This is a genomic window from Spirosoma sp. 48-14, from assembly GCF_001898575.1.
In the GTDB taxonomy this organism is placed as follows: Bacteria; Bacteroidota; Bacteroidia; order Cytophagales; family Spirosomataceae; genus Spirosoma.
Genome location: NZ_MKUD01000018.1, coordinates 40,880 through 64,316 on the forward strand (window position 1 = coordinate 40,880; position 23,437 = coordinate 64,316).

The 23,437-nt window shown below is 46.9% G+C and carries 22 protein-coding genes; 13 read left to right on the forward strand and 9 right to left on the reverse strand.

The genetic code is table 11. From position 1 onward, the window contains the following. Positions 1-7: 7 nt before the first annotated feature. Positions 8-1,600, reverse strand: coding sequence for a T9SS type A sorting domain-containing protein (locus tag BGO59_RS11265; protein WP_293683719.1), 1,593 nt, complete (start codon positions 1,598-1,600; stop codon positions 8-10). Positions 1,601-1,697: 97 nt separating this feature from the next. Then, positions 1,698-2,639, reverse strand: coding sequence for a hydrogen peroxide-inducible genes activator (locus BGO59_RS11270; protein ID WP_293683720.1), 942 nt, complete (start codon positions 2,637-2,639; stop codon positions 1,698-1,700). Between the two features lie 163 nt (positions 2,640-2,802). Between BGO59_RS11270 and BGO59_RS11275 the strand changes: the two genes are divergently transcribed. The 4 genes from BGO59_RS11275 to BGO59_RS11290 all read left to right on the forward strand — a co-directional run bounded on the left by BGO59_RS11275 (position 2,803) and on the right by BGO59_RS11290 (position 8,666). Beyond that, a complete protein-coding gene (locus tag BGO59_RS11275; RefSeq protein WP_293683721.1) occupies positions 2,803-3,591 on the forward strand; it encodes a hypothetical protein in 789 nt (262 codons plus the stop codon). Between the two features lie 96 nt (positions 3,592-3,687). After that, the gene (hemH, locus tag BGO59_RS11280) at positions 3,688-4,749 is read left to right on the forward strand and encodes a ferrochelatase (protein WP_293683722.1); all 1,062 of its coding nucleotides are present in this window, start codon (positions 3,688-3,690) and stop codon (positions 4,747-4,749) included. 416 nt (positions 4,750-5,165) lie between these two features. Further along, positions 5,166-8,174, forward strand: coding sequence for a prolyl oligopeptidase family serine peptidase (locus BGO59_RS11285; RefSeq protein ID WP_293683723.1), 3,009 nt, complete (start codon positions 5,166-5,168; stop codon positions 8,172-8,174). Between the two features lie 114 nt (positions 8,175-8,288). Then, complete coding sequence (locus BGO59_RS11290) at positions 8,289-8,666, forward strand: retropepsin-like aspartic protease (protein WP_293683724.1); 378 nt, start codon at positions 8,289-8,291, stop codon at positions 8,664-8,666. Positions 8,667-8,717: 51 nt separating this feature from the next. Here BGO59_RS11290 and BGO59_RS11295 read toward each other — a convergent pair whose 3' ends face one another. Beyond that, positions 8,718-9,110, reverse strand: coding sequence for a DUF1573 domain-containing protein (locus BGO59_RS11295; protein WP_293683725.1), 393 nt, complete (start codon positions 9,108-9,110; stop codon positions 8,718-8,720). Positions 9,111-9,310: 200 nt separating this feature from the next. Between BGO59_RS11295 and BGO59_RS11300 the strand changes: the two genes are divergently transcribed. From BGO59_RS11300 to BGO59_RS11310, 3 genes are all read left to right on the forward strand, one after another. Continuing rightward, entirely contained in the window at positions 9,311-10,633 is a 1,323-nt protein-coding gene (locus BGO59_RS11300) for a HAMP domain-containing sensor histidine kinase (protein ID WP_293683726.1), read from the forward strand. Beyond that, complete coding sequence (locus BGO59_RS11305) at positions 10,630-11,301, forward strand: response regulator transcription factor (protein WP_293683727.1); 672 nt, start codon at positions 10,630-10,632, stop codon at positions 11,299-11,301. Before BGO59_RS11300 ends, BGO59_RS11305 begins: the two co-directional genes overlap by 4 nt. Positions 11,302-11,410: 109 nt before the next feature. Next, positions 11,411-12,523: a hypothetical protein gene (locus BGO59_RS11310; RefSeq protein ID WP_293683728.1), complete on the forward strand. Its 1,113-nt coding sequence runs from the start codon at positions 11,411-11,413 to the stop codon at positions 12,521-12,523. A 136-nt stretch (positions 12,524-12,659) separates the two neighbouring features. Here BGO59_RS11310 and BGO59_RS11315 read toward each other — a convergent pair whose 3' ends face one another. Next, positions 12,660-13,856, reverse strand: a complete 1,197-nt coding sequence (locus BGO59_RS11315) for a prolyl oligopeptidase family serine peptidase (RefSeq protein WP_293683729.1) — start codon at positions 13,854-13,856, stop codon at positions 12,660-12,662. Positions 13,857-14,290: 434 nt separating this feature from the next. Here BGO59_RS11315 and BGO59_RS11320 point away from each other — a divergent pair, with 434 nt between their 5' ends. The 5 genes from BGO59_RS11320 to glgX all read left to right on the forward strand — a co-directional run bounded on the left by BGO59_RS11320 (position 14,291) and on the right by glgX (position 18,430). Next, on the forward strand, positions 14,291-14,995 hold the full coding sequence (locus tag BGO59_RS11320) for an OmpA family protein (RefSeq protein ID WP_293683730.1): 705 nt from the start codon (positions 14,291-14,293) through the stop codon (positions 14,993-14,995). A gap of 41 nt (positions 14,996-15,036) precedes the next feature. After that, positions 15,037-15,267 carry a DUF2945 domain-containing protein gene (locus BGO59_RS11325; protein ID WP_365981887.1) on the forward strand — a complete coding sequence of 77 codons (231 nt, stop codon included), beginning with the start codon at positions 15,037-15,039 and terminating at the stop codon, positions 15,265-15,267. An 8-nt stretch (positions 15,268-15,275) separates the two neighbouring features. Continuing rightward, positions 15,276-15,620 carry a DUF3140 domain-containing protein gene (locus BGO59_RS11330; RefSeq protein WP_293683731.1) on the forward strand — a complete coding sequence of 115 codons (345 nt, stop codon included), beginning with the start codon at positions 15,276-15,278 and terminating at the stop codon, positions 15,618-15,620. 89 nt (positions 15,621-15,709) lie between these two features. Further along, a complete protein-coding gene (locus tag BGO59_RS11335) occupies positions 15,710-16,165 on the forward strand; it encodes a PA2169 family four-helix-bundle protein (RefSeq protein ID WP_293683732.1) in 456 nt (151 codons plus the stop codon). 126 nt (positions 16,166-16,291) lie between these two features. Then, a complete protein-coding gene (gene glgX, locus BGO59_RS11340; RefSeq protein ID WP_293683733.1) occupies positions 16,292-18,430 on the forward strand; it encodes a glycogen debranching protein GlgX in 2,139 nt (712 codons plus the stop codon). A 93-nt stretch (positions 18,431-18,523) separates the two neighbouring features. Here the strand turns inward: glgX and BGO59_RS11345 are convergent, their stop codons facing one another. The 5 genes from BGO59_RS11345 to BGO59_RS11365 all read right to left on the reverse strand — a co-directional run bounded on the left by BGO59_RS11345 (position 18,524) and on the right by BGO59_RS11365 (position 22,164). Continuing rightward, a complete protein-coding gene (locus tag BGO59_RS11345) occupies positions 18,524-19,027 on the reverse strand; it encodes a pyridoxamine 5'-phosphate oxidase family protein (protein WP_293683734.1) in 504 nt (167 codons plus the stop codon). A 104-nt stretch (positions 19,028-19,131) separates the two neighbouring features. Beyond that, complete coding sequence (locus tag BGO59_RS11350) at positions 19,132-19,548, reverse strand: four-helix bundle copper-binding protein (protein WP_293683735.1); 417 nt, start codon at positions 19,546-19,548, stop codon at positions 19,132-19,134. Between the two features lie 40 nt (positions 19,549-19,588). Further along, entirely contained in the window at positions 19,589-19,798 is a 210-nt protein-coding gene (locus tag BGO59_RS11355) for a DUF2188 domain-containing protein (RefSeq protein ID WP_293683736.1), read from the reverse strand. A gap of 395 nt (positions 19,799-20,193) precedes the next feature. Beyond that, positions 20,194-21,672, reverse strand: a complete 1,479-nt coding sequence (locus BGO59_RS11360) for a hybrid sensor histidine kinase/response regulator (protein ID WP_293683737.1) — start codon at positions 21,670-21,672, stop codon at positions 20,194-20,196. Positions 21,673-21,744: 72 nt separating this feature from the next. Then, positions 21,745-22,164, reverse strand: coding sequence for a response regulator (locus BGO59_RS11365; protein WP_293683738.1), 420 nt, complete (start codon positions 22,162-22,164; stop codon positions 21,745-21,747). 520 nt (positions 22,165-22,684) lie between these two features. Between BGO59_RS11365 and BGO59_RS11370 the strand changes: the two genes are divergently transcribed. Beyond that, positions 22,685-23,329 (forward strand): porin family protein, encoded by a 645-nt coding sequence (locus BGO59_RS11370; RefSeq protein WP_293683739.1) that lies wholly within the window; start codon positions 22,685-22,687, stop codon positions 23,327-23,329. Positions 23,330-23,437 lie beyond the last annotated feature (108 nt).

Here is a 23,437-nt window from a genome sequence, read left to right on the forward strand (position 1 = left end):
TCATCGCTCACAACTTTATAATTCGGCGGGTGGCTTTTCGATCACCAACTTGTACCTGTAAAATATACGTTCCGGGTGAATATCTATCGAGTGGAATGGATGCCTCTGCTTGTCGAATTTCCTGCCGATTGAGCGTATGCCCCGATAGATCGATCAATTCCAGAATGGCTGTTTGGGTAGGCGGCAAATCCCGGATGTGGACGTTTACGGCGGCTGTTACAGGAATTGGGTAGATCTCGATTGCATCGTCAAGAGCGTTGTCTTCTATAGCCAGTAACGGGTTGACGTCAACGACCACTACCCGATTGGTTACGACTCCCTCACCACACTCATTACTGACCGATGTTAGTTTATAATTCGTTGTCTGTTTGGGGCTTACCCGAAATAAATACGGATTGGCATCAGTCGTAACCGACGTACCATTCCCCAAACGCGTACCCGTACTATCGAGATAGGTAAATGTCCAGGGGGAATTTCCTGTAAAGGCGACTGACAGGCTGGCGGGCTGCCCTTCCAATAGTGTCTGGCTACCGGCGAGTGTGGCCGTAGCCAATGGTTTTATCGAAACCGTCAGGCGCGTATTTAACGATCCGTAGTTGCCGCATCCCCTGGTCGGGTCAATGGGCACCAACGCCATTTCATACGTTTGGGAAACCAGCGTATTCGTCTTTGGTATCGGTGGGGTTGTGGTTCGAGCTGTGTCGGGCAACAGTCGATAAACGACCTGGTAATTCTGCGGGGGTGCAATATGCCCATTGACATTCAGTGGATCAGCTTGACTATTCTGGCAGTAGGCAATCGTTCCGTAATAGGTTGGTGGCCAGTTTGGCGGCTCAATATCATGTGCTTTTCCATTCGTAGGAAATGGTCCCGTTGTTGGCCTGTATAAAATCCGCAAAAGTGTCTTCACTTTCTCGCTCTCGCACTCGTTGACCGATTGGGTAACGTAAAAAACAGTTTCCTTGACTGGATAGCTATAATTGGTACTACCCAGGTACGGCTTCGGAATATAAAAGGCGAGATCTTCGGTATCGTTGGTCACGTCACTCTTGCGCATAAAAACCTGATTTACATTGTAGAGCATGGCTTCAGCCCCCGAAACTACCGTTGTCGAAATAATGGAAATAAGGTCACCACTTGGCAACACGCGCTGACAATCCAGCACAAGGCTATCGACAGTTGGTGGTGCCGGGCGAGCTTTTATGGTCAACATAGTTGGGCTGGGATTTCCCGTAACTGGTGGATTCTTTGATACAACCCGAACCCGGTAGGTAGTTCCGATAGCTGTACTGGTAGGAATAATAGCCCGATACGTCACTTCATAACGCCCGGATGCCGACACCAGCGAAGCCGGAATTTCGCTGTATATAATCCCATCCGGCGAAAGTTCAACGGATAAGGTATTGCTGCCAAATGTCCGAAATGCGGTAACCTCGATTGACGCACCCGCACAGACCGACGTCACGCCCAAAGGCTGTGTATCCAGTGTTTCCTGTGCATAGACATAACTACCGACGAAAATCAGAAAGCAAAGCAGGTTGATACAAAGACACTGTCTTACCTGTACAGCGATACCATACCAACGTAAACACGGAGTCATACCAGCGGTAAGAAAAGGGTCGGGTTTTGCTCAACAACCACCTATGTGCCAATAGGTTTCTACGGCTAAGTTTAACTAAAATCAGATAAATGCTCGTTCATTTCAAGCGAACGGTTTGCCCTACTTGTACAGATCCCATCAAGGTTGCGGGCAGATGATCGAGTATTTCAGATTTAAACGCGTTGATCAGCTTTCGTTTCAAAAAACTCCGGTGCATTACCAGACTGACTTCACGAACGGGTTGGGGTGAATCGAACGGCCTTAGCCGAGCACAACGGGTAGCCTCCAGATCGAGCGTAGCCAGATAAGGTAGTAACGTAAAACCGCCCTGCTTATCAATCAGCTTAATTAGCGTTTCGAGCGAACCCGTTTCGTATCTCAGGGGCGTTCCACCTGTAGCCTGTCGGTCAGCACCACACAGATTCATTACCTGATTTCGAAAACAATGGCCTTCTGTCAATAGCCAAAGGCCGTCAGTCTGTAAATCTTCCGAGCGAATGGTCGGTCTGTCCAGTAACGGATTTGATTCAGCCGCGTACAACACGAAAGGCTCCTGAAATAATGGCATTTCGGTGATACCGTTCTCAGCCAATGGTGTAACTACTAACCCCACGTCAATCAGTCCATTACGAAGTCGTTCGATAATCTGTTCCGTTACCAGTTCCTGTATCTGTACCGATACAGCCGGGTACTTTTGAATAAAGCTTCCTATAAAGTAAGGAAGCAGATAGGGGGCCAGCGTGGGAATAATGCCGATCCGAAAATCGCCCCGAATATCATCTTTCGATTCACTCACAATTTCGGGAATCCGACGAGCGGCCCGCAGCACATCCCGCGCCTGTGCCAGAATCGCCTGCCCGGTTTCAGTTGGTACGACGGGCTGCTTCGATCGATCGAACACCAGTACCCCCAGTTCATCTTCCAGTTTCTGGATTTGCATACTCAGGGTAGGCTGCGTTACATGGCAGGCCTCGGCGGCCGTGGCAAAATGTCGGTAGGTATCAACAGCAACAATATAATCAAGTTGAGAAAGCGTCATAAGCAATGTATGATGTATGATATAGGCTATATGAGTAAAGGAAAATCATCATACTACCTACATACATCCTATAGCAAACATAAATAACAAATCTAAGGCTTCTCAAACCAAAAGAAACCGTCCTTGTTCTATTTTTGCGGGTAACATCCTCACTAACTAACCTATGAAAACACATATCCTTTGCTGCCTGTTCATCGGCTTTAGCGGTTTTATGGCTTTGGCACAATCGCAGAAGTCAATCAATCCGCCAGCTCCTGGTTTTGATCTGGCGGGCTCCGATGCTCGTGCGGTTCAAATCGCCGATGAAGTCATGGCTGCTATGGGAGGCCGACCTGCCTGGGACGATACCCAACTGATTGCCTGGAATTTTAATGGAGTCCGTAAGCTCGTTTGGGATAAATATTCCGGTAATGTCCGAATCGATAATTTACTCGACGACCAAACGGTTTTACTCAACATTAACAGTGAGAAGGGCCGCGTATATCGAAATGGCGAAGAATTAACCGAACCCGACTCTGTGATGAAATACGTTCGGCAGGGTAAACGCCATTGGCTTAATGACTCCTATTGGCTAGTCATGCCCTATAAGCTCAAAGATGCGGGAGCTACGCTTAAATACCTGGGTACTGAATCCACACAAACGGGTAAACCCGCCGATATTTTACAGCTTACCTATAAAACGAATAACCTATCTCCTGGTATACGCCATAAAATATGGATTGATAAAAAATCCCGGCTGGTAAGTCAGTGGGCACAATATGCCAAACTAACTGACAAGCAACCTCTTTTTGTAGTACCCTGGGATGATTATCAGCAACATGGCGACATTCTGCTGGCCAGCGAACGGGGCAGTCATGACATTTCCGATATTATGGTGTTTACAGGTTTACCCGGTGAAGTATTCAGCGATTTCACCCGTACCGATTTAAGTCGATATCACGAAGCGAAGTAACTTTGCCTTTCTGGTTTACATTGCTCTGCTTCATAGCCACTTCAGCAAGCGCTGAATAGTGTAAACTTACCGCTTCAAATTTCTGTTAGCCTTTGCATGAACCTTTCTGTTGACTCTTCTCCTGCTCTAATCCGAAAATCTGTGGGTAAAACGGGTGTTTTGCTGGTTAATCTGGGCACACCCGACAGCCCTTCTGTACCCGATGTCCGTAAATACTTACGCGAGTTTCTGATGGATGGTCGTGTTATCGACATTCCGTTTGCCTCCCGATTTATGCTGGTCAATGGCATTATCGCACCATTTCGAGCACCGAAGTCGGCCAAAGTGTATAAAGAACTCTGGACTGAATCGGGATCGCCCCTAAAATATTATGGTCAGATCGTTGAGCGGGAACTTCAGAAAGAACTGGGCACTGAGTATGTTGTGAAGCTGGCCATGCGTTACCAGAATCCCAGCATTGAAGCGGGTTTAAAGGAGTTTCAGCAACTGGGACTTTCCGAACTTATCGTTATTCCGTTTTTCCCTCAATACGCTTCAGCAACAACGGGTTCGATCTATGAACTGGTCATGGATTTAGTGAAGCGTTGGGAAGTGATTCCAGCGATTCGGTTCGTCAACCGATTCCTGGAGCACCCAAAATTTATTGAAGGCTTCGCGCAGATCGCCCGGAAATACATGGAAGCTTACGATTACGATTATTTTCTGTTCAGTTATCACGGCCTGCCCGAACGCCAGATTTATAAAGGTGATATTACGAAGCGAATTTGTCAGTTAGGCGAATGCTGCAATACCCTTCACGCCCTTAATCAGCACTGTTATCGGGCCCAATGCTTCGAAACAACTCGACTGATTGTAAAGGCTCTCGGTATTCCTGAAGGCCGGTATACAACCAGCTTTCAGTCGAGGCTGGGGAAAGATCCCTGGATACAGCCTTATACCGACGACATCATTAAAGGACTACCCGGTAAAGGAATCAAAAGTGTGCTGGCTTTCTCGCCCGCTTTTGTAGCCGATTGCCTGGAAACAACCATTGAGGTAGGCGTTGAGTACAAAGAGTTGTTTGAACAATCAGGGGGGCAGCACTGGCAATTGGTTGAGAGCCTGAACGATAGTCCGATCTGGATTGAGACCCTGGTAGACCTGGTCAAAACGGCCTGACAATCGAATCATTTAATCTTCATATAGCAAAAACAAGCCCGCTCTTTTTACAAGAAGCGGGCTTTTCATTACGGCAGATACAGTACTGAAATAACAAGGGGCAATTCATTGTTGCAGGTATAATAATTCTATAGAATCCTATTTACAGCAATACATTATATCCCTTATATCGACAATCAGTCCGTACATGCTTTACTATCAAACAATTTTCATTCAATAATGTTTTGACCAACCCATTATTTTTCTAGCGGTGTCAAATTTCGTATAGCCTGATAAACGCTCATAACCGCATAAAAATAACCTGGTAGTTATCAAAGTATAAACAGAACGAAACCTATAATTGATGACACTTCGGCCATTCATCCTCGCAAACTAGCAGATTTTTAGTAGTTTAGTGAGTCTTAACTTTCCTCCAAATGACACGCTTCACTCAACTTTTACTCTGTTTTTTTAGTTCGATACCTCTCTTCGCCCAAATTCAAAAACGCCCCCTTAATGCATCGGACTATGACCGATGGCAAAGCGTTCGATCTGAAAAAATATCGGCTGATGGGCGATGGATTTCCTACCAAATCGACCGCCAGGAGGGCGATGGCCGGCTGGAAGTAGCCAGCACTACCGGAGGTACACAGCCACGCTATAGCTTCGCTCGCGGGTATATGGCCCAGTTCACTCCCGATAGCAAGTACCTGATTATGCGGCTTAAAGCTCCAGCAGCCGATACCCGCAAAGCCAAGCTCAAAAAGAAAAAACCCGACGAGATGCCCAAAGACAGTCTGGTGGCATTGAATCTGGCTACGGGTAAATCGGTCCGGTTCGCCAATGTAAAATCGTATACATTTGGTAAAGATGGTGGTTCGTGGCTAGCCGTGGTTCAGGAACGCAAAGACGATCCCTCAAGACCAGCCCCTCGTGCAACAACCCAAACCCAGAAAGATACCTTACTTCCTTCGGCTCCCGTTTCAACAACGACAGTTGCTACCCGCCGAGGACCATCAAAACGGCCCAAAGGTGATGATCTGACACTTCTGAATCTGGCTGACGGCTCCCGCAAAACCTTCCGATACGTATCGAACGTGGCCATTTCGGACAACGGCCAGAAAGTGTTTTACAGCAAAGAGTCAGCCATCGATACCCTGAAAGCAAGTGATAATGCGGTGCCGGGTGTGTTCCTGTTCAATACGGCCAGCGGACAAACTATGCTGGTGGACACTAGCTCGAAACGCAAGATTTACAAAGGATTGGCGATCGACAAAACCGGCGATCAGGTCGCGTGGATGGCCTCGGCCGATAGTGCAGGTGCCGATGTAAAAGTATTTACGCTCTATTACAAAAGCATGGCCGCACCCATCGTATCAAAAGGAAAGAAAAGCAAATCAGCTGAGCCTGAAGCACCTTACCGGATTTTGGCCGATACAACCCAGAAAGCTCTGCCCAAAGGCTGGTCGGTCAACGAATTTCGGGAACCCAAATTTGCCGAAGATGGCAAGCGCCTTTATTTCTCCACGTCGCCCATTCCTCCCAAACCAACTAAAGACACGCTGACTCCAGACGAGGAAAAAGTAAAAATGGACATCTGGACCTGGACAGATACGCGCCTGCAACCGATGCAGCAACGTCGGCTTAAGGAAGAAAAAGAACGCGGTTTTCTGACGCTGGCCGATCTAACCACCGGAAAAGTTACGATGCTGGCCAACCGTGAGATACCTACTGTTGCGTTTGACCCTAAAGTCAACTCGCGGTACCTTCTTGGACTAAGTGATTTACCGTATCAGGTACAATCCTCCTGGGACCCTGGCCATACCGACCTGTATCTGATTGATAGCCAGACGGGCGAGAAAAAACGGATAGGCAACGATGTGATGGCATCGCAGCCCAAATTATCGCCCGGTGGTCAGTACGCTTACTGGTTCGACGAACGGGATTCGCTCTGGCGGGCATGGTCCATTGCTGAAAACAAACGCATCGATCTGACACGCGGTTTGCCCAGCAAGTTTTTCGATGAGGAACACGACACGCCTAACCTACCGGGTGCCTATGGATCGGCTGGCTGGACCACAGGCGACCGCTACCTGTGGCTCTATGACCGCTACGACATCTGGCAGGTCGATCCGACGGGTCGCGAAAAGCCGACCAATCTGACTGCAGGCTGGGGCCGAAAAAATGGCGTTCGACTCCGGTATGCCGATATGGGCGAAGACGACACCCCAGGACCCGGATTTGGTCGATCGACACCCGATAAACCCATTGACCCCAAGGCTGAAGTATTTTTCACAGGGATCTGGGAAAGCGATAAGTCGACGGGAATTTTAAAGAGTAAGAATGGCCTCTCAGCGTTGGAACCCACAACCCTGAAGCGTAGCAATCACCGATATTTTGGCCTGAACAAAGCCAAAAATGCCTCGACGATGACCTTCTATCGAGGGAATTTTCAGGAACCGATCAATCTTTTCCAGACAGATAGCACGCTAGCTAATGCCGTTCAACTTACCCGCGTCAACCCGCAGCAGGACAGCATTCGTTGGGGGAGTGTTGAACTGGTAAGCTGGCTGGGTACCAACGGCGTCAAACTGGAAGGGCTATTGTATAAACCGGAAGGATTCGACCCGAAAAAGAAGTACCCCATGCTTACGTACTTCTACGAGCGGAATGCCGAAACCCTGAATGATTACAAAGCTCCAGCGCCGAGCCGTTCGACTATCAATGTAGCTTACTGTGTCTCGAATGGGTATCTGGTTTTCATCCCGGACATTGTGTACACCACAGGTCAGCCAGGGCCGAATGCCTACGATTGTATTGTGCCGGGTGTACTGAGCCTGATCGACAAAGGTTTCGTGGATCGGGATCGACTCGGCATTCAGGGACAAAGCTGGGGCGGCTATCAGACGGCCTATATCATTACTCGTACCAATCTATTTCGGGCGGCCGAAGCGGGCGCTCCTGTGGCCAACATGACCTCAGCATATGGAGGTATTCGCTGGGAAACAGGCATTGTCCGTCAGTTTCAGTATGAGAAAACGCAGAGCCGAATCGGCGGAACGCTGTGGGATAAACCGATGAATTACATTGAAAACTCACCCCTTTTCTTCGCCAATCGTATTCAGACCCCACTCATGATGACGCACAACGATGCCGATGGGGCTGTACCTTGGTATCAGGGCATTGAGTTTTACTCAGCCCTCCGCCGGTTGAACAAGCCCGTCTGGATGCTGGTCTACAACGGCGAAGGGCATAACCTTACTCAACGCCACAACGCTAAAGATCTGAGTATACGCCTGTATCAGTTCTTTGATTATTACCTCAAAGATGCGCCTATGCCACTCTGGATGAAAGAAGGACGCACAGCTGTGGAGAAAGACCGGGGTGAAATGAAGTATGGTTTAGCCGTGGAGCCACAGCAGATTTCGAGTGGTGGATCGAATTAAGAATGGATAATGCACAATGAATAATGAAAGCACTTGATCAGTAACTCTCATTGTCCATTATTCATTGTGCATTATCCATTTCTATATGTAACTTCGAGCAAACAAATTGCCGACATGTCCATAATCAAGAAACCCTTACTTTATGCAGGCTCCCAGGGGGAGAAACACATCTATACCCTCTTCGACAGCGGAGCTAATCTTTCATGTATCAGCCCTGAGTATGTAGCTGATCTAGAAATACCAGTTAGCCTGGGGAGAATTAGACGTATTGCTACAGCAGCGGAAGGCCACTATATCGAAGTTAAACACGTTGTTCGTCTAGATTTCTACATCGATGATGTTCTACTCTCCGATGAATTTCTGGTAGTACCAGGCCTGAGTGAAGAAGCAATTATTGGAGCGGCTACCATGCAGAAGTGGCGCATAAAGCTTGATTTTGAGCATGACCTGGTTCACGTTGATCCCAAAGTAGCTAAGATGCAATTGATTTAAACCACAAGAGCCGGACGTCAATCCGGCTCTTGTGGTTTACTGCGTTGAGTTTTACTGAGCCGCCCCAGCTTCTTTCACTACTTCGCCTTTGAAAGATAGGACAACTGTTCCACCCTCGGCATTCGACTCTACCGTTACCGACTTGTTGAACGCGCCTATCGCAGCCGCATTATAGGTCGCTTTAATCGTACCGGCCTGTCCGGGCATCACCGGCGCTTTCGGATAGTCGACCCCTGTGCAGCCACAGGAGCCTTGCGCCCGGTTGATCACGAGTGGTAGTTCGCCCTTGTTGGTAAAAGCAAATTCAACCGTAACAGGCTTTCCCTGCGAAATACGACCAAAATCGTGGGTAGCGTTCTTCCAGTTGAACAACGCAGTCGGTACCGTCATGGCAATAGAGGCTGTCAATACGAAAAGAGAGCCGATAAACAGAAGACGTTTCATAGAAAATTGGTTTGATAGGATTTGTTATGTACTGCCCACTCAGGCGACTATGCAAACCTACCTCCTGCTTCTGTACAACTCTGTTAAGCAGTCGCTAACGTTTGTTAACGAGTTGTTAATGGAGCACAAATTGACGAATGAGCGATTGAGTGATTCAGCGAATAGTCCGTACTTTACATGCACTCAATCACTCATTGAATATGTCTCGACTGCGGCTACTGGTTCTTCTTTCGGTACTTTCCATTATCGGTATCCTCGCAGTACAGGTAGTGTGGGTACGAAACGCCTATGCACTGCGCGAAAGGCAGTTTCGCCAGTCGGCATTCATTGCCTTGCAGGATGTAGCGGATGAGGTAGCCCGGCTAAACCATTTTACACTGAATCGCTACGCTGTTACCCAGCTCTCCGACGATTATTTTATTGTCAACACAGATGCGCCCATCGACCCGGCAGCCCTTGAAACCTTTATCCAGGGTTCTCTTCAGGCCCATAATCTGATTACAGACTACGAATACGGCATTTACAACTGCGAAACCGACCGGATGGTCTATGGTGCTTACGTAGGCACAAGTGCCCTGACAAAAGGCAGGCTCCAGAGTATCCGAAATCTGCCCAAATTCCCTCGATACACCTACTATTTCGGTATCCGTTTTCCGAACCAGGCTGGGTTCGTCGCCGGGCAGTTGACCGGATGGGTATGGTCAACCGTAGCTGTGCTATTAGTCGTACTATTTTTCGGGTATACACTCAGCGTTGTTTTAAAACAACGTCGGCTTACCGAAGTACAGCGGGATTTTATCAATAACATCACTCATGAGCTACAAACGCCCATTTCAACGATTCGGGTAGCAGCCGATGTTCTGCAAACCGATGGAATAACCCAACAACCGAACCGACTCAAACAATACGCACGGGTATTAGGTGAAGAAAGCCAACGGCTGCAAAAACAAATCAATAGCATTTTACAACTGGCGAAATCCGAACGAACCGGCTTTTCGCTCGAACGGGCCGAGGTTAACCTACACGACTTAATGACCGAAGCGGTCCACCAGTTTGCTCCCCACATAACCCTTAACCTGACCGCAACCGACGCTAGCCTGTATGCCGATCGGTATCATCTTGAAACCACGCTGAATAACCTGATCGATAACGCCCTGAAATACTGCAACAAATCGCCACGTATTGTATTGCATACCCGACAGGAACACGGCAAGCTAATCTGGTCGGTCAGTGACAATGGCATCGGAATTGCTCCTGAGCATCAAAAAGCCATTTTCCAGCAATTTTTTCGGGTTGGTTCGGGGCATACCCACAACGTAAAAGGTTTTGGGCTCGGCCTGTATTACGTCCGGCAGGTTATTCGGGCACACGGCTGGCGCCTAACACTTGCCAGCGAACCCGGCACAGGAAGCACATTCACCATACTAACTAAAAGCGAAAGAGTGAATGAGCGAACGAGTGATCCGTTTAGCCTAAGCTTTTCACTCGTTCGCTCATTCACCCTTTCGCTCTTTAAGCCTTGACACCCGCTCGCATTTTATTCGTTGAAGATGACGTAAACCTGGGATTTGTTATTCGAGACACACTCGAAAATGTCCCCTTTCGGGTAACTCATTGTACCACTGGCCCAGAAGCCTGGGAGGCTTTTCAGGCTGGCTCGTTCGATGTGTGTTTACTGGATGTCATGTTGCCTCAGAGTGATGGCTTTACGCTTGCCCGCCAAATTCGCTCAGTCAATACCCTGATTCCCATTCTGTTTCTGAGTGCTTTAGCTAATAAAGAGGATCGCCTGCAGGGCTTGAGACTGGGAGCCGACGATTACCTGACCAAGCCGTTTAGCATCGAAGAGCTGATTCTGAAAATCAACGTATTCCTCCGCCGTACAGTCATTCAACAACCCCAACTACCAACAACGGACTTTGCCCTTCATCGGCAAAATCTTACGCTGACAATCAATAGTCAGGTTCAGCATTTGACACACCGTGAAGTCGCTGTGCTGGCCTATTTGCTGGATCGTCCTAATACGCTGGTTCGACGCGATGAGTTGTTACGGGCCGTTTGGGGCGATGATGATTATTTCATGGGCCGTAGTCTGGATGTATTCATTTCCAGGCTCCGCAAACGATTAACGCAGATACCAGCTATCCGAATCGACAATGTGCATGGCGTCGGCTTTATTTTGCGCCGTTAATGAACTCCGTTTGCAGCCTATCTTTTCTGCTTCGTAGTTTGCATTCTGAAATTTGCGCTGACTACCCAAATGTACAGTAATCAGCAACTCTCAAACCAAAAACTATCTGATGAATTACAAATTACCTGCCCTTGTAATCGTGGCTGGACTGTTTTCGTACGGTTGTAAAACAGCGAAACTTCCTCATCAATCACTTCCTACCACCGCCAGTATTGCGCAGGAAGGGTTTCTGACCTGCTTTGCACCAGGGACCTCGCTCAACGGTCAACCCGTCTGGTGTGAAGCGTCGGCGGTCTTGTTTGATGGAAAACATATTTTGTTTGCCAACGACAAAGATATGCCTGCCGGTCAGAGCCCGGTTTTTATGAAAACACTCGATGATCTGGCCGACTCCACCAGTTCACCCACCTACCTCACACGCCCCATCTACTGCTCAACCCGAAAATATGAAGATTTCGCTCAAACGCCTGACCGGCGTTTCGTACTGCTCACAACAGCATTCGACCGGGTAAAGTCGGGAAGTCATGACTGGGATAGTTACAACACCATTCTCTACTGGCGCAGTGGCGACGAACAACATCCACACGTACTTGCCCCCGATGATACCAGCCGAACATCAATAGCCTACCGCCAACGCATTGCCCAGTTATTGGCTACTTCAGAATTTCCGGGCGCGATTCCATACGTCAAGATCGAAGGGCTAGCCGCAACGGATAAACAGCTCCTGTTCGGGATTCGGGAGGAAGGCAAATCGTACGAAAGCTTTACCTACCAGGCCAAAATCATCAGCGTATCGTACCAGATCGAGAAAAAAGGCGATATGGAGCGTATCCGACTGGCCGATGACTGGAAAATTATTAACAACTTCAATATTGCCGCTGCTGAGCCCTCGCTACCTAAACCGCTGGCTTTATCCAGTCTGGAGTACGATCCATACCGAGGGTGCTTCTGGCTATTGACCTCAATGGAAGCGAATGGCCAACTGGATGCCTATCTCTGGGCTATTAGCCCAACTGACTTATACGCAGGCAAACCATTCTCATTGATACGCAATGCCCAGGGCCAGCCGATTCATACGCCTGGCCACAAAGCCGAAGACCTGACCCTACTCGACCGGAACCAACTGCTGCTCATTAGCGATGACGATCGCGCCCGAACCACCATCGGTACTACAACCCGACAACCTAATCAGGCAGCCTATACCATTCTCAAAGTAAACTAAGCTGATGTCTCTAAATAAAACTGCCCGAAATCGTTACGTTTTCGGGCAGTTTTATTTAGAGACATCAGCAATTGTATCGTAGCTAAATGAGAGTCGCGTCTGTGAAACGGGCTAAAGCAATATCCAAGAGCCGATTTTATTGAATTGAACCAAAGAACGAGTACGTGCCTGTAATGAAGGGAACAACGCCCGTGGCATGGGTTGCACCCGGCATAGTGATCAGCTCTACATTCGTGGCGCCACGCTTCTGCATGGCCTCGTAGGCATTTTTCGAATTCAGGTAAAAGACAATTTCGTCTGCATCACCATGATAAAGCTGGGTGCGGGTTCGGGGTTTCCAGTCATGAATATCATTATCCTGCACAGCCGCCAGAAATCCCTTATCCGTTCCATCGTTGACAGCCTGTTTGAAGCTATCTGTAAAGGCCTGATTCAGGCTAACGCTGATGGATGCATCTTTTCCTGATGCGGCCACCTGCGATGCATACGGTTCTTTAAAGTAATAGCTCATGGGCCGATTCAGGCCATAAATTCGGTCGTAGGTAAGAAGCACCCATATATACAACCGATTGATACTGGCGTCTCCCCCCGTTTTTTGATTCAGAATATAGCTCATAAACGCTGGCTTATCGTAGGCACCGGCCCCACAACTCGATGCGACCAGATTGAACTCATTGCCAGCCTCTTCTTCTATTTTTTTCTGTAGCGCCATTGTTGCATAGCCCCCTTCTGAGTAGCCAGCCAGAAATAGGCGAGTGTCCCAGTTTAGGCGTTGACTCGTCAGAAACTCACGCGTGGCGCGCAGCATATCGAGTGATGCCGTCGCCAAACCATTACGGTGTTCGTAGCTGTGAGGTAAATCTTTCGAAGCCCCGTAACCGATGTAGTCAGGTGCTGCGATAATATACCCTTGAGAGGCAAATACTGACCCAAATGTATAGGCTTCACTACTGGGACCGAAATTTGAAGGCGCATCAGAGTCACTAGTGATTGTGCCGTGCTGCATACTTAACAACGGTATGGCCGCCGTTGTGGTCGGGATCAGTAAAGCACCAGACGCTTTCACCGATTTCCCATCCGTATTGGTCGTCATGTATTCCAGTCGGTAGGCTTTAATGCCATACCGAATAAATACCTGTAAAAGCGAATTTGCCCCCGTAAATCGACTCCGCAGCTGATCTGTTGAATACTCTCCGATCAACGAACTGTTTACTAAAACGGCTGGCTGTGTAGGTGTTACGGTGTTATCACTATCGACCGTTTTGCAGGCTGTTGGCGCGAAAAGCAGTAGGCTCCCTAAAAAAAGAGCTAGTAAAGATTTGTTCAATGACATGGAGTAAAACCGAATTGAAAGGCCATAAGATTAACGCTTTTTCGGTCACTTTCGTTTGCACGTAACAGTTTAAAATAAACCAGCATCCACCTAAACCCACTTCACTATCAACAACTTAAAACTATACCATTTAAAAGGCTCGAATTACTTCATAAAGGGATCAGCCTAATCGGAAAGCAACCCGGTTCAAAAACGATTTACAGACATCAATTTTGTGGAACCCTTTCCACAACTATATGCATCTTACTGCCCGGTTACTCTATCAAACTACTTCGTTATATTGGTATTTGATTACTATTTTTACCCTCCCTGACCCAATACAACTCATTATATGTCAGACTATTAACAAGATAAATATCAAAAACGCCCCGTTGTGGCGATTAAACTGGTACAGGGTTTGGACATCTATAAGCAATACCAATATTCACAACGCTATGAATTATGAACTAAAATCTGTTGCAACAAAAGCGTTAGCTATTCCACTAGCATTTTCACTACTGACTGGAAATATAGCTTGCGCCCAACAGAAAAAACTGAACAAGACCCAGAAAGGTGCTATAGTTGGAGCCAGTGGTGGCGCTGTTATCGGCGGCATGATTGGTAAAGCTACAGGCAAAACCGCTATGGGAGCTATTCTGGGCGCTACTGTTGGCGGAGCAGCTGGTGCTGTTATCGGCCGACGGATGGATAAACGTGCCGAAGAAATACAACGTCAGTTACCCAACGCTCAGGTCGATCGGGTGGGTGAAGGCATCAAAGTTTCACTCGGTTCAGACATCTTATTTGACGTTGACTCGTATGCTTTGAAGTCCTCAACCAAACAACAACTGGTTGAATTTGCCCAAACGCTCAATAAGGAAGAAGATACGGATATTCTAGTAGAGGGTCATGCTGATGCTACCGGTTCGGCCGATCACAACCTTAAACTGTCCCAACAACGGGCAAATGCTGTTGCCAACTTTTTGGAGACTCAGGGGGTAAAAACATCCCGTGTTGATGAAAAAGGCTATGGCGAGTCGCAGCCCGTTGCTGACAATGCAACCGCATCGGGTCGTCAGAAAAACCGACGCGTCGACATTGCCATTTTCGCTAACAAGAAAATGCAACGTGATGCCAAAAATGGCAAACTTGGAGAATAACCTAATCGTAGGGTTAGAAGGCTCTTCTAACCCTACGCTATTTGACCTACGTAAAGCTGATGGATAAGCCCAAAAAAGGAGACAAAGTGAGTTGGAAATACGGGAAAGGCAAGGCAGAAGGCACCATAGCAGAAGTCCATACAAACGATGTGGAACGTACCGTTCAGGGCGCTACGATCAAACGAAAAGGTTCGGTTGACGAACCAGCCCTGGTCATCAAACAAGACCATAAGCGAATTATCAAGTCAGCCAGCGAAGTAACAAAATTGTAAACTGAGTTATGACAGCAACGCTCGATGAACAGGAGAAAAAGGAAATTCGGCAAGTGTTTGACAAGGCGGTCAATATGTCGGCTCCTACGCTAACAAAATGGTTGCAAACTGAAGAATCCAAATCAGTTGGTCAAACAAAAGAAGGAAGCAAAGAGTCTATAGGTCATCAGTCGGGAAAACGTATTATCGATATTCTACAAAAGAAGGTCGGAGAATTAACGGAAAGCGATTATGAGCATATGCAGAAAGTAGTTGGTTATGTAAAACGACATAGCGCTCAGCGTCCTGAGCATGTAGCTAACTCCGACTGGGCTTATTCACTTAAAAACTGGGGGCATGACCCTGAGAAATAAAAGCTGCTACTCAGACGGCTTAACTTTCTGATTTACTCAACTAGAAACGTTACGAAATTTTTCTTATTCAGTACAACATACACAACGTTATGAATGTGAAAGTAACCCGGGGTGAAATCCTCGATCAACTCAGTCGATTATTAACGCTTAATCGTGATGCCGAGAAAGGGTATCAGGAAGCGTCAGAACATGTCGACAGCCAGGAATTAAAAACGCTACTACTTACCCAATCGCGCCAACGAGCTGAGTTTGCTCTTGAACTGGATCGCGAAATACGAACACTGGGCGGTGAACCCGACGACAGCACAAGCCTGGTTGCCGATCTGCACCGTGCCTGGATTAATATAAAATCAGCATTTGCCACCAATGATGATAAAGCCGTTGTACAGGAATGCCACCGGGGCGATCAGGAAGCCCTAAACAATTATAATTCTGTACTTCAGGAAACTGACTTAGTAGCCAGTACCCGAGAGTTGCTGCTTCGCCAGAAACAGAGTATCGATTCGGCCAATGCAACAATGGCCCGTCTGGCCTTGGTAGTGTAGTGAATGGTGGGATTGGAAAGCCTGCTCCCTTTGGGGGTAGGCTTTTTTGTGTTTATACATTCGATTAAACATTCCCCTTTCACGCTCAGTTAAGCAACAAAACCATTATTCTCTACAAAGAACGTTATGAGTAAAGCATCTAAAGTAAATCCTGTAGAAGCTACGTTTACAACCAAACCAGGTAAGCCCTATCCACTAGGCGCTTCCTATGATGGCGAAGGAGTCAACTTTGCCCTGTTCAGTGAAAATGCAACCGCCGTTACACTTTGTTTGTACGACGCAGCGAATCCCGCTGAAGAAACAGCACACATCCCGCTTATTGAACGAACTGATCTGGTCTGGCACATCTATTTGGATGGCTTAAAGCCAGGTCAATTGTACGGCTTCCGGGTCGACGGACCTTATGATCCGGCTTCAGGCCATTACTTCAATCCGGCTAAGCTCCTGCTCGATCCGTATGCGCGTGCCATCCACGCACCTATTAATCATGACGATGCCTGGCTGGGCTACGACTATGGTGAACTGGCTACTGATAATGTTGGTGTTGAACCCCATCAGACGACCCTGATTCGAAGCGAAAAAGACAGTGGTCCTTCTATGCCAAAAAGCATTGTTATCGACCCGGCTTTCGATTGGGATGACGATACGGCTCCGGCTATTCCCTTACATCGGTCAATCATTTATGAAGTCCATGTAAAGGGATTTACTCATCTGCATCCAACCATCGACGAATCGATCCGGGGCACCTATGCAGGGCTGGGTTCGCCCGAAAGTGTCGATTATCTGAGTAAATTAGGGATTACGGCCGTCGAATTACTGCCTGTTCATCAGTTTACTGACGAAAGCTATTGGGGCTACAACAGCATTGGCTTTTTCGCTCCGCAAAACACGTATTCGTCGGCTGGCATGATGGGCCAACAGGTGACCGAGTTTAAGCAGATGGTCAAAAATCTGCATAAAGCGGGAATCGAAGTCATTCTTGATGTGGTCTATAACCACACTGCCGAAGGCAATCAGATGGGTCCTACCCTATCCTTCAAAGGCATCGACAACCGGGTATATTACCATCAGGTGGGCGATAATCCAGAGTATTATATGGATTATACGGGAACAGGCAACACCTTCAATTTGAGCCATCCGCGCGTGTTACAGCTTGTGATGGACAGCCTGCGTTATTGGGTGACCGATATGCACGTAGACGGGTTCCGCTTCGATCTGGCGTCGGCGCTAATTCGGACTGACGAAGAATTTGGTAGTGTTTCTGCCTTTCTGGATACAGTTGCTCAAGACCCAATTCTGGCCCAGGTAAAACTGATTGCCGAACCCTGGGATATCCAATCGTATCATGTGGGTGGTTTCCCGGTTCGATGGTCGGAGTGGAACGGCAAATACCGCGATACCCTCCGGGCGTTTTGGAAAGGCGATCAGGGCAAAGCCGCCGAAACGGCTACCCGAATCCTCGGTAGTCCTGATTTATATGCTGAAGATGGACGCTCCCCAGCTAATAGTATTAATCTCATCACCGCTCATGACGGCTTCACCCTCAATGACCTTGTTACGTATAACGACAAGCACAACGAAGCGAACGGCGAAGATAATCGTGATGGTTCAAACGATAATTTAAGCTGGAACTGCGGAGTCGAAGGCCCTACCGACGATCCGTCTGTAAACGAACTTCGCGAGCGGCAGAAACGGAATTTCCTGACAACCATGTTGCTTAGTCAGGGAACGCCTATGATTGTTATGGGCGATGAGTATGGTCGTACACAGCATGGTAATAACAACGGCTATAATCAGGACAGTGAAATTAGCTGGATGGATTGGCACTGGACTGAACAACAACAGGCCCTTTTTGAATTTACCAGCCAGCTTACAGCCTTACGCCAGGCCACTCCCCTACTGAGCCGACGACGCTTTTTTGGTACTGAACAAATAGCCTATGTACGCCCTGATGGTCTGGAAATGACGGGTGATGATTTCAATAACCCTAACACGCTTTGTCTGGCCTTATTTATCGATGGTCTTCGGGTAAACGAACAAACCGAAGATGGTCAGGATGTGGGTGATGAGCAGCTACTCTGGATTCTGAACGCCTATTGGGAAGATATTCCGTTTAAGCTTCCGAAAATAGACCGAAAACGTGCATCCTGGGAAGTTATTGTCGATACCACTAGCGGGCAGGTTCACCCGAAAGGTGAGCCTGTTAAAGGTGGAAGCACCATAACCGTTGGAGGTCGCTCGTCAATGCTCCTGAGGCTGGCATAAAAGAAAGGAAAAAAGGAGGAAGGGACGAAAGGTGCAAAGAAGCCAATTATTGATTCCTTTGCACCTTTCGTCCCTTCCTCCTTTTTTCCTTTCCTAATTATAGACTTTTTCATTCTCACCCATATCGGGTGGTGTCCCGGTAACCAAAGCGGCCGCCTGCTGAAACAAGCGAACCATGCGACTATCACTGGCGCTCCAGTACTCCGCCATATCGATATGCACCTTCAGCAAGATCAATTCAGGATCATCTTTGCCTTTTGGAAACCATGCTTTAGCAAGTGGATTCCATAGCTCATCTACTTTGGCCCGATCATCCAGTTCTTCGGCACGACCACATACTGATACATAATCAGCGTTGCCAACGTCGGCAAACGAAAGGTTGACGCGATGATCATTGTGATCAATCTGATCAACTTTGGGTGATGTCCGGTTCGTAAAAAACCAGATCGTCCCCTCTTCGTCAACTTGTAAGGCAGCCATTGGTCGACTTACCAGGTTTCCCTCCTGATCAATGGTTGTCATCATGGTTATCCGAATGTCCTCGATCAAATCACGGACTTTCTCTAACTGTTTGTTAATCTGAGGCTTTGTCTCCATAACGTTTCAAAAAAAACGTCAGCCAGTAGTCGCCAGCCGATAGAGAAAATATCCCTAGCTGCGCCGGTTAACTATCGACTGACAATTGATAATTATTGACTAAATTAATTGTATAACGTTTGGCGCAGGTCGATACCGTAAAACAAAGATGCTGGAGTGGTCACTGGATTTTGTGCTTCCAGATCGGTTTGGTATCCCATATCAATAATGTTTACACAACAGCATATGGTTTGCTGACACATTGCATAAACCTGGCTGGCACGCTCTGTATTGTACTGACTCACTTCCTGCGCGCATTTCTCACAAACCTCTATACAGGCCTTCGCCAACAGGCGAGCGTTTTCAGAACCCCGCACATACAGTGTAGCCAGATTCCGGCACATGTCAGCACAATCGAGATTGAGGAATATGCCACGATACCAGTTTTCGATGTCCTCAGCATTTGAACACTCCGTGGCCAACTGGTTGCAGAGAGCGGAGCAGCTAATTAAAGAATCGTAAATATTTTTTTTCCAGATCATTGTCAATAGGTAGTTAAGTAGTGTTTCGTAGGACGTGTACTTATGCGTAGAGCTGATCATTTTTGATGGTCCACTCGTTCGACCGTTCAAGGCGAGCCCATCGGCGGGCTTCATCAACACTGATCATGATAATACGCTGCTGATCTAACTGCCCTTGTTCCTGCAGTTGATTTGCAATTTCAATCGCTTTTGCCCGTGTTCTTGGGCTTAGTGACCGCATGGCCGCTGGAAAATGAGTGATAGACCACATAGTTTCGATTAGTAGGTTATCTATTACTATGCTTTTTCTATGCCATATATATCAGCAACTTAACATACTTCTATAAAAGCAAAACCAAATACCTATCTATCAGATGTTTAGTATTCTTCACATGCTTTTTTTTTATATTTCTTCTCGACTCTTGTTCACTCTGTCTACAGTTCATTTGTGGAAGTTTGTGTAAAATTTTACTCAATTAATTCCACAAAAAAACCAGCTTTTGTAGAAAGCTGGTTTTTTCTTTCGGTGAACCTCTTTTACCTTTCGTTTATTCGGCCTGAAGTTGTCTGCTCTCAGGGAATGTAAAGGAGCAATCAAGCCAGAAAATTATAGGTCAAACAGATTCAATAGATACGAAACGATCAATATCTCTGTAGATACCAATTTTATTTGGGGAAATAGAGCCGAAAGGTCGTGCCTTTGCCCTCCTGACTTTCGACCTCGATTGATCCTTTATGGCTATTGATAATGTTTTGAGTAGCCGTTAAGCCCAGGCCCATTCCTCCCGATTTTCCGGTAAAAAACGGATCAAATAACCGCTGCCGCACTGATTCACTGATTCCCTCTCCGTTGTCGCTCACTTCTACATATACCCGACTATTATCGGTACAGCCAGTCCTGACGACCAAAACACCTTTCCCTTCTTCCATGGCTTCCACCGCGTTAACCAGAATATTGAGGAGCGCTGTTTTTACCTGATCCCTATCGAGCAAGGCCGAGCAATCGTCGGTCGAAAAATGAGTTTCGAGCCGCATACGTTTCAACTTGATGCGGTCGCTAATCAGTTGAATGGTTTCCCGAACGACCGGATTGAAATCCTGCTTTTTACGATCCAGGTCACGCGGTTTAGATGAATTAAGCATTTCTGTAATAAGCTGCCCAATTCGGTCGACATTACGCTCGATAATATCAGTGAACATGGTGATAAACTCACTATCCGTATCCAGTTCATCTTTGAGTTGCTCCAGAGCCAGACTCAGATTCGTCAGCGGATTACGAACTTCATGCGCAATACTTCGGGCGATTTTGCCGGTCATACTCAACTTTTCAGCCAGAATAAGATCCTGTTGAGCGCGTTTCTGATCGGTGATGTCTCGTACAATCCCCTGATACCATTCAGGATGCCCAATCACATCTTCAACGGCCCAGACCGAAATCTGGCAAATTCGCTTGCGGCCATTTCGGTGAATAAGCGTGGTTTCGAAGTCTTTGATCTGTCCATGCTCGCGTACGTTAAAACGTAGATTACGGAGTTGGTTAAGATCGGCAAAAAGGCGGGCTGGATTTAGATGAATAAGTTCATCACGGCTATAGCCTAACAGGCGCTCGACGGATGAATTGGCATCCTGAAAGCGCATTTCATCATTTGCCACAAAGATGGCGTCGATCGATCGCTCAAACAGGGTCCGATACTTATTTTCCTTTTGAACCAGTTCGGCCAGAACACTAGCCTGCCGGAGGGCATACCGAATGCTTCGCCCTAACAGTTGAGCGTCGATACGACCTTTTACCAGATAATCGGCAGCTCCCAGTTCTAAAGCCGACTGGTCGACTGTAAGATCGTCCTGACCAGTCAGCAGAATCATAGGAGCGCGACATCCCATCTGAAACGCTTCCTGAATCAAATCGATACCCGTATAATGGCCCAGCCGATAATCGACCAGATACACATCATGCTGGTCATTATCAATAGCAGCCAGCGCCCTATCGTAACTATCGACCCAATCAAGCTTAATCGATGCATTTTCCTTGGCCGAAACCAGGGCTTTTGTCAACAGGTAATCATCTTCGTCGTCTTCAATCAGAAGCACGCGAATGATTTCTTTTTTCTCATTAACATTGAGCGTGGCTGGCGCAGTAATCATAACAAATACAGAAAATTGTAAGCAACAAACAGTTAAGAACCAGACGCCAGGACACGTCCTGTTTTCAACCAGTTATGGCAATTTGACGGTATCCATCCAATACGTTTTCAAAGCCCCTACCATTTCAACCAATCGATTAAAATTGAATGGCTTTGTCACAAACGAATTCACTCCCAGATTATACGTTTTAAGTACATCCTCGTCGGCAGTTGATGTGGTCATCACAACAACGGGCAATCGGCGAAGTTTAGGATCATCTTTTATCTCACTCAAGGCCTGAAAACCATTTTTACGGGGCATATTCAGGTCAAGAATTAGCAAATTGGGCCAGGGAGCATTTTTTTCGTTGTATCGCCCTTCCCGACGCAGATATTCCATCAATTCTTCTCCATCTTCAACGAACTGAATAGTATGCACATAACCACTCTGACGAAGCGCCTTATCCATAAACAGGCGATCGTCTGTGTCGTCATCAGCTATCAAAATCGTCATGGATGTAGGTTTACGGTGCATATAGATCTTAAAAGTTACGGCTGTTAATGCTGATAGGTTTAGTCGGAGCTAAAATTACCAGGAAAGGCGTTCGCTAAATTTTATAAATAACGTGGTTTTGTTATTTTCCAGAAGCTAACCCTACATTCAAAATTACTCAAAAACATCAACTTTTTTAGTAGCACCGGATCATAAAATCGAATATACTTATTTTGGTTACGAATAAACCTATTAAATAATCATATTTAAAATTATTAACTGTTTCTTTCATCAACATTGCATAAAACAACGTCTGTTTCCTTGTATTTAATTTGAATGGGGGATTCTACAGCTTGGGGAAATATTTCCCCAAGTTCTTCTATAAATGGCTAGATAGCCCTACCAGAACGTTAGTAATAACTATTTCATTTTTAATAAGATACCCCTGTTTCGGGCAGCTAATTCTATTTTGGCACGAATTTGCGTCCCTGTGCGGCATAGATCAGGACCAATCATACCCTGTTCTGCCCACAAAATCGTTATGAAAAAGTCAGTAAAAATTCTTCTCGCCACCGCCATTCTGACGGGAAGCTTCTCTATGTTACAATCAAACCATGCTGCTGCACAAGGAATTACCCGTGTTGGTTTGAAAGGAGGCTTAAATGCTAGTTCACTATTTTACGACAGTCAGGGAGTAAGCGACAAAAACGAGCGTATAGGCTTCCATGTCGGTGTATTCGCTCAAGCTCCAGTTGGTGAGTTTTTTGCCATCCAGCCCGAATTATTGTATATGACAAAGGGAGCTTCGGCAACTTATAATGTATTAGGCTTCACAGGAAAAAACACCTTCAAACTAAATTACGCTGAACTGCCCGTTTTGGCGACATTTAAATTAGGCCAAGCTGTTGAACTGCAGGCTGGTCCTTATGTGTCGTATTTGCTTAATTCAAACATTAACTCAAACGGCGATTTCGGAACTGGGTCAAGTGCCATCAACCGCGACAATTTCAACAAAGTTGATTATGGCATTGCTGGCGGGCTCAATATTTACTTTGGCAAAGCCTTCATTGGCGCCCGGTATGAACAGGGCTTACAACAAATTGCCAACAGTGGTGCGGCCAAAACCGTGTTGGGTAATGCCAAAAACGGTGTAGGTCTACTCTCTATTGGCTTTAGTGTAAATTAAAGAGCGAAAGAGTGAATGAGTGAAAGAGCGAAAAATGGCTGACGTCAGCTTTTCGCTCTTTCACTCATTCACTCTTTCGCTCTTTACCCATATCTTGCTGTCATCTTA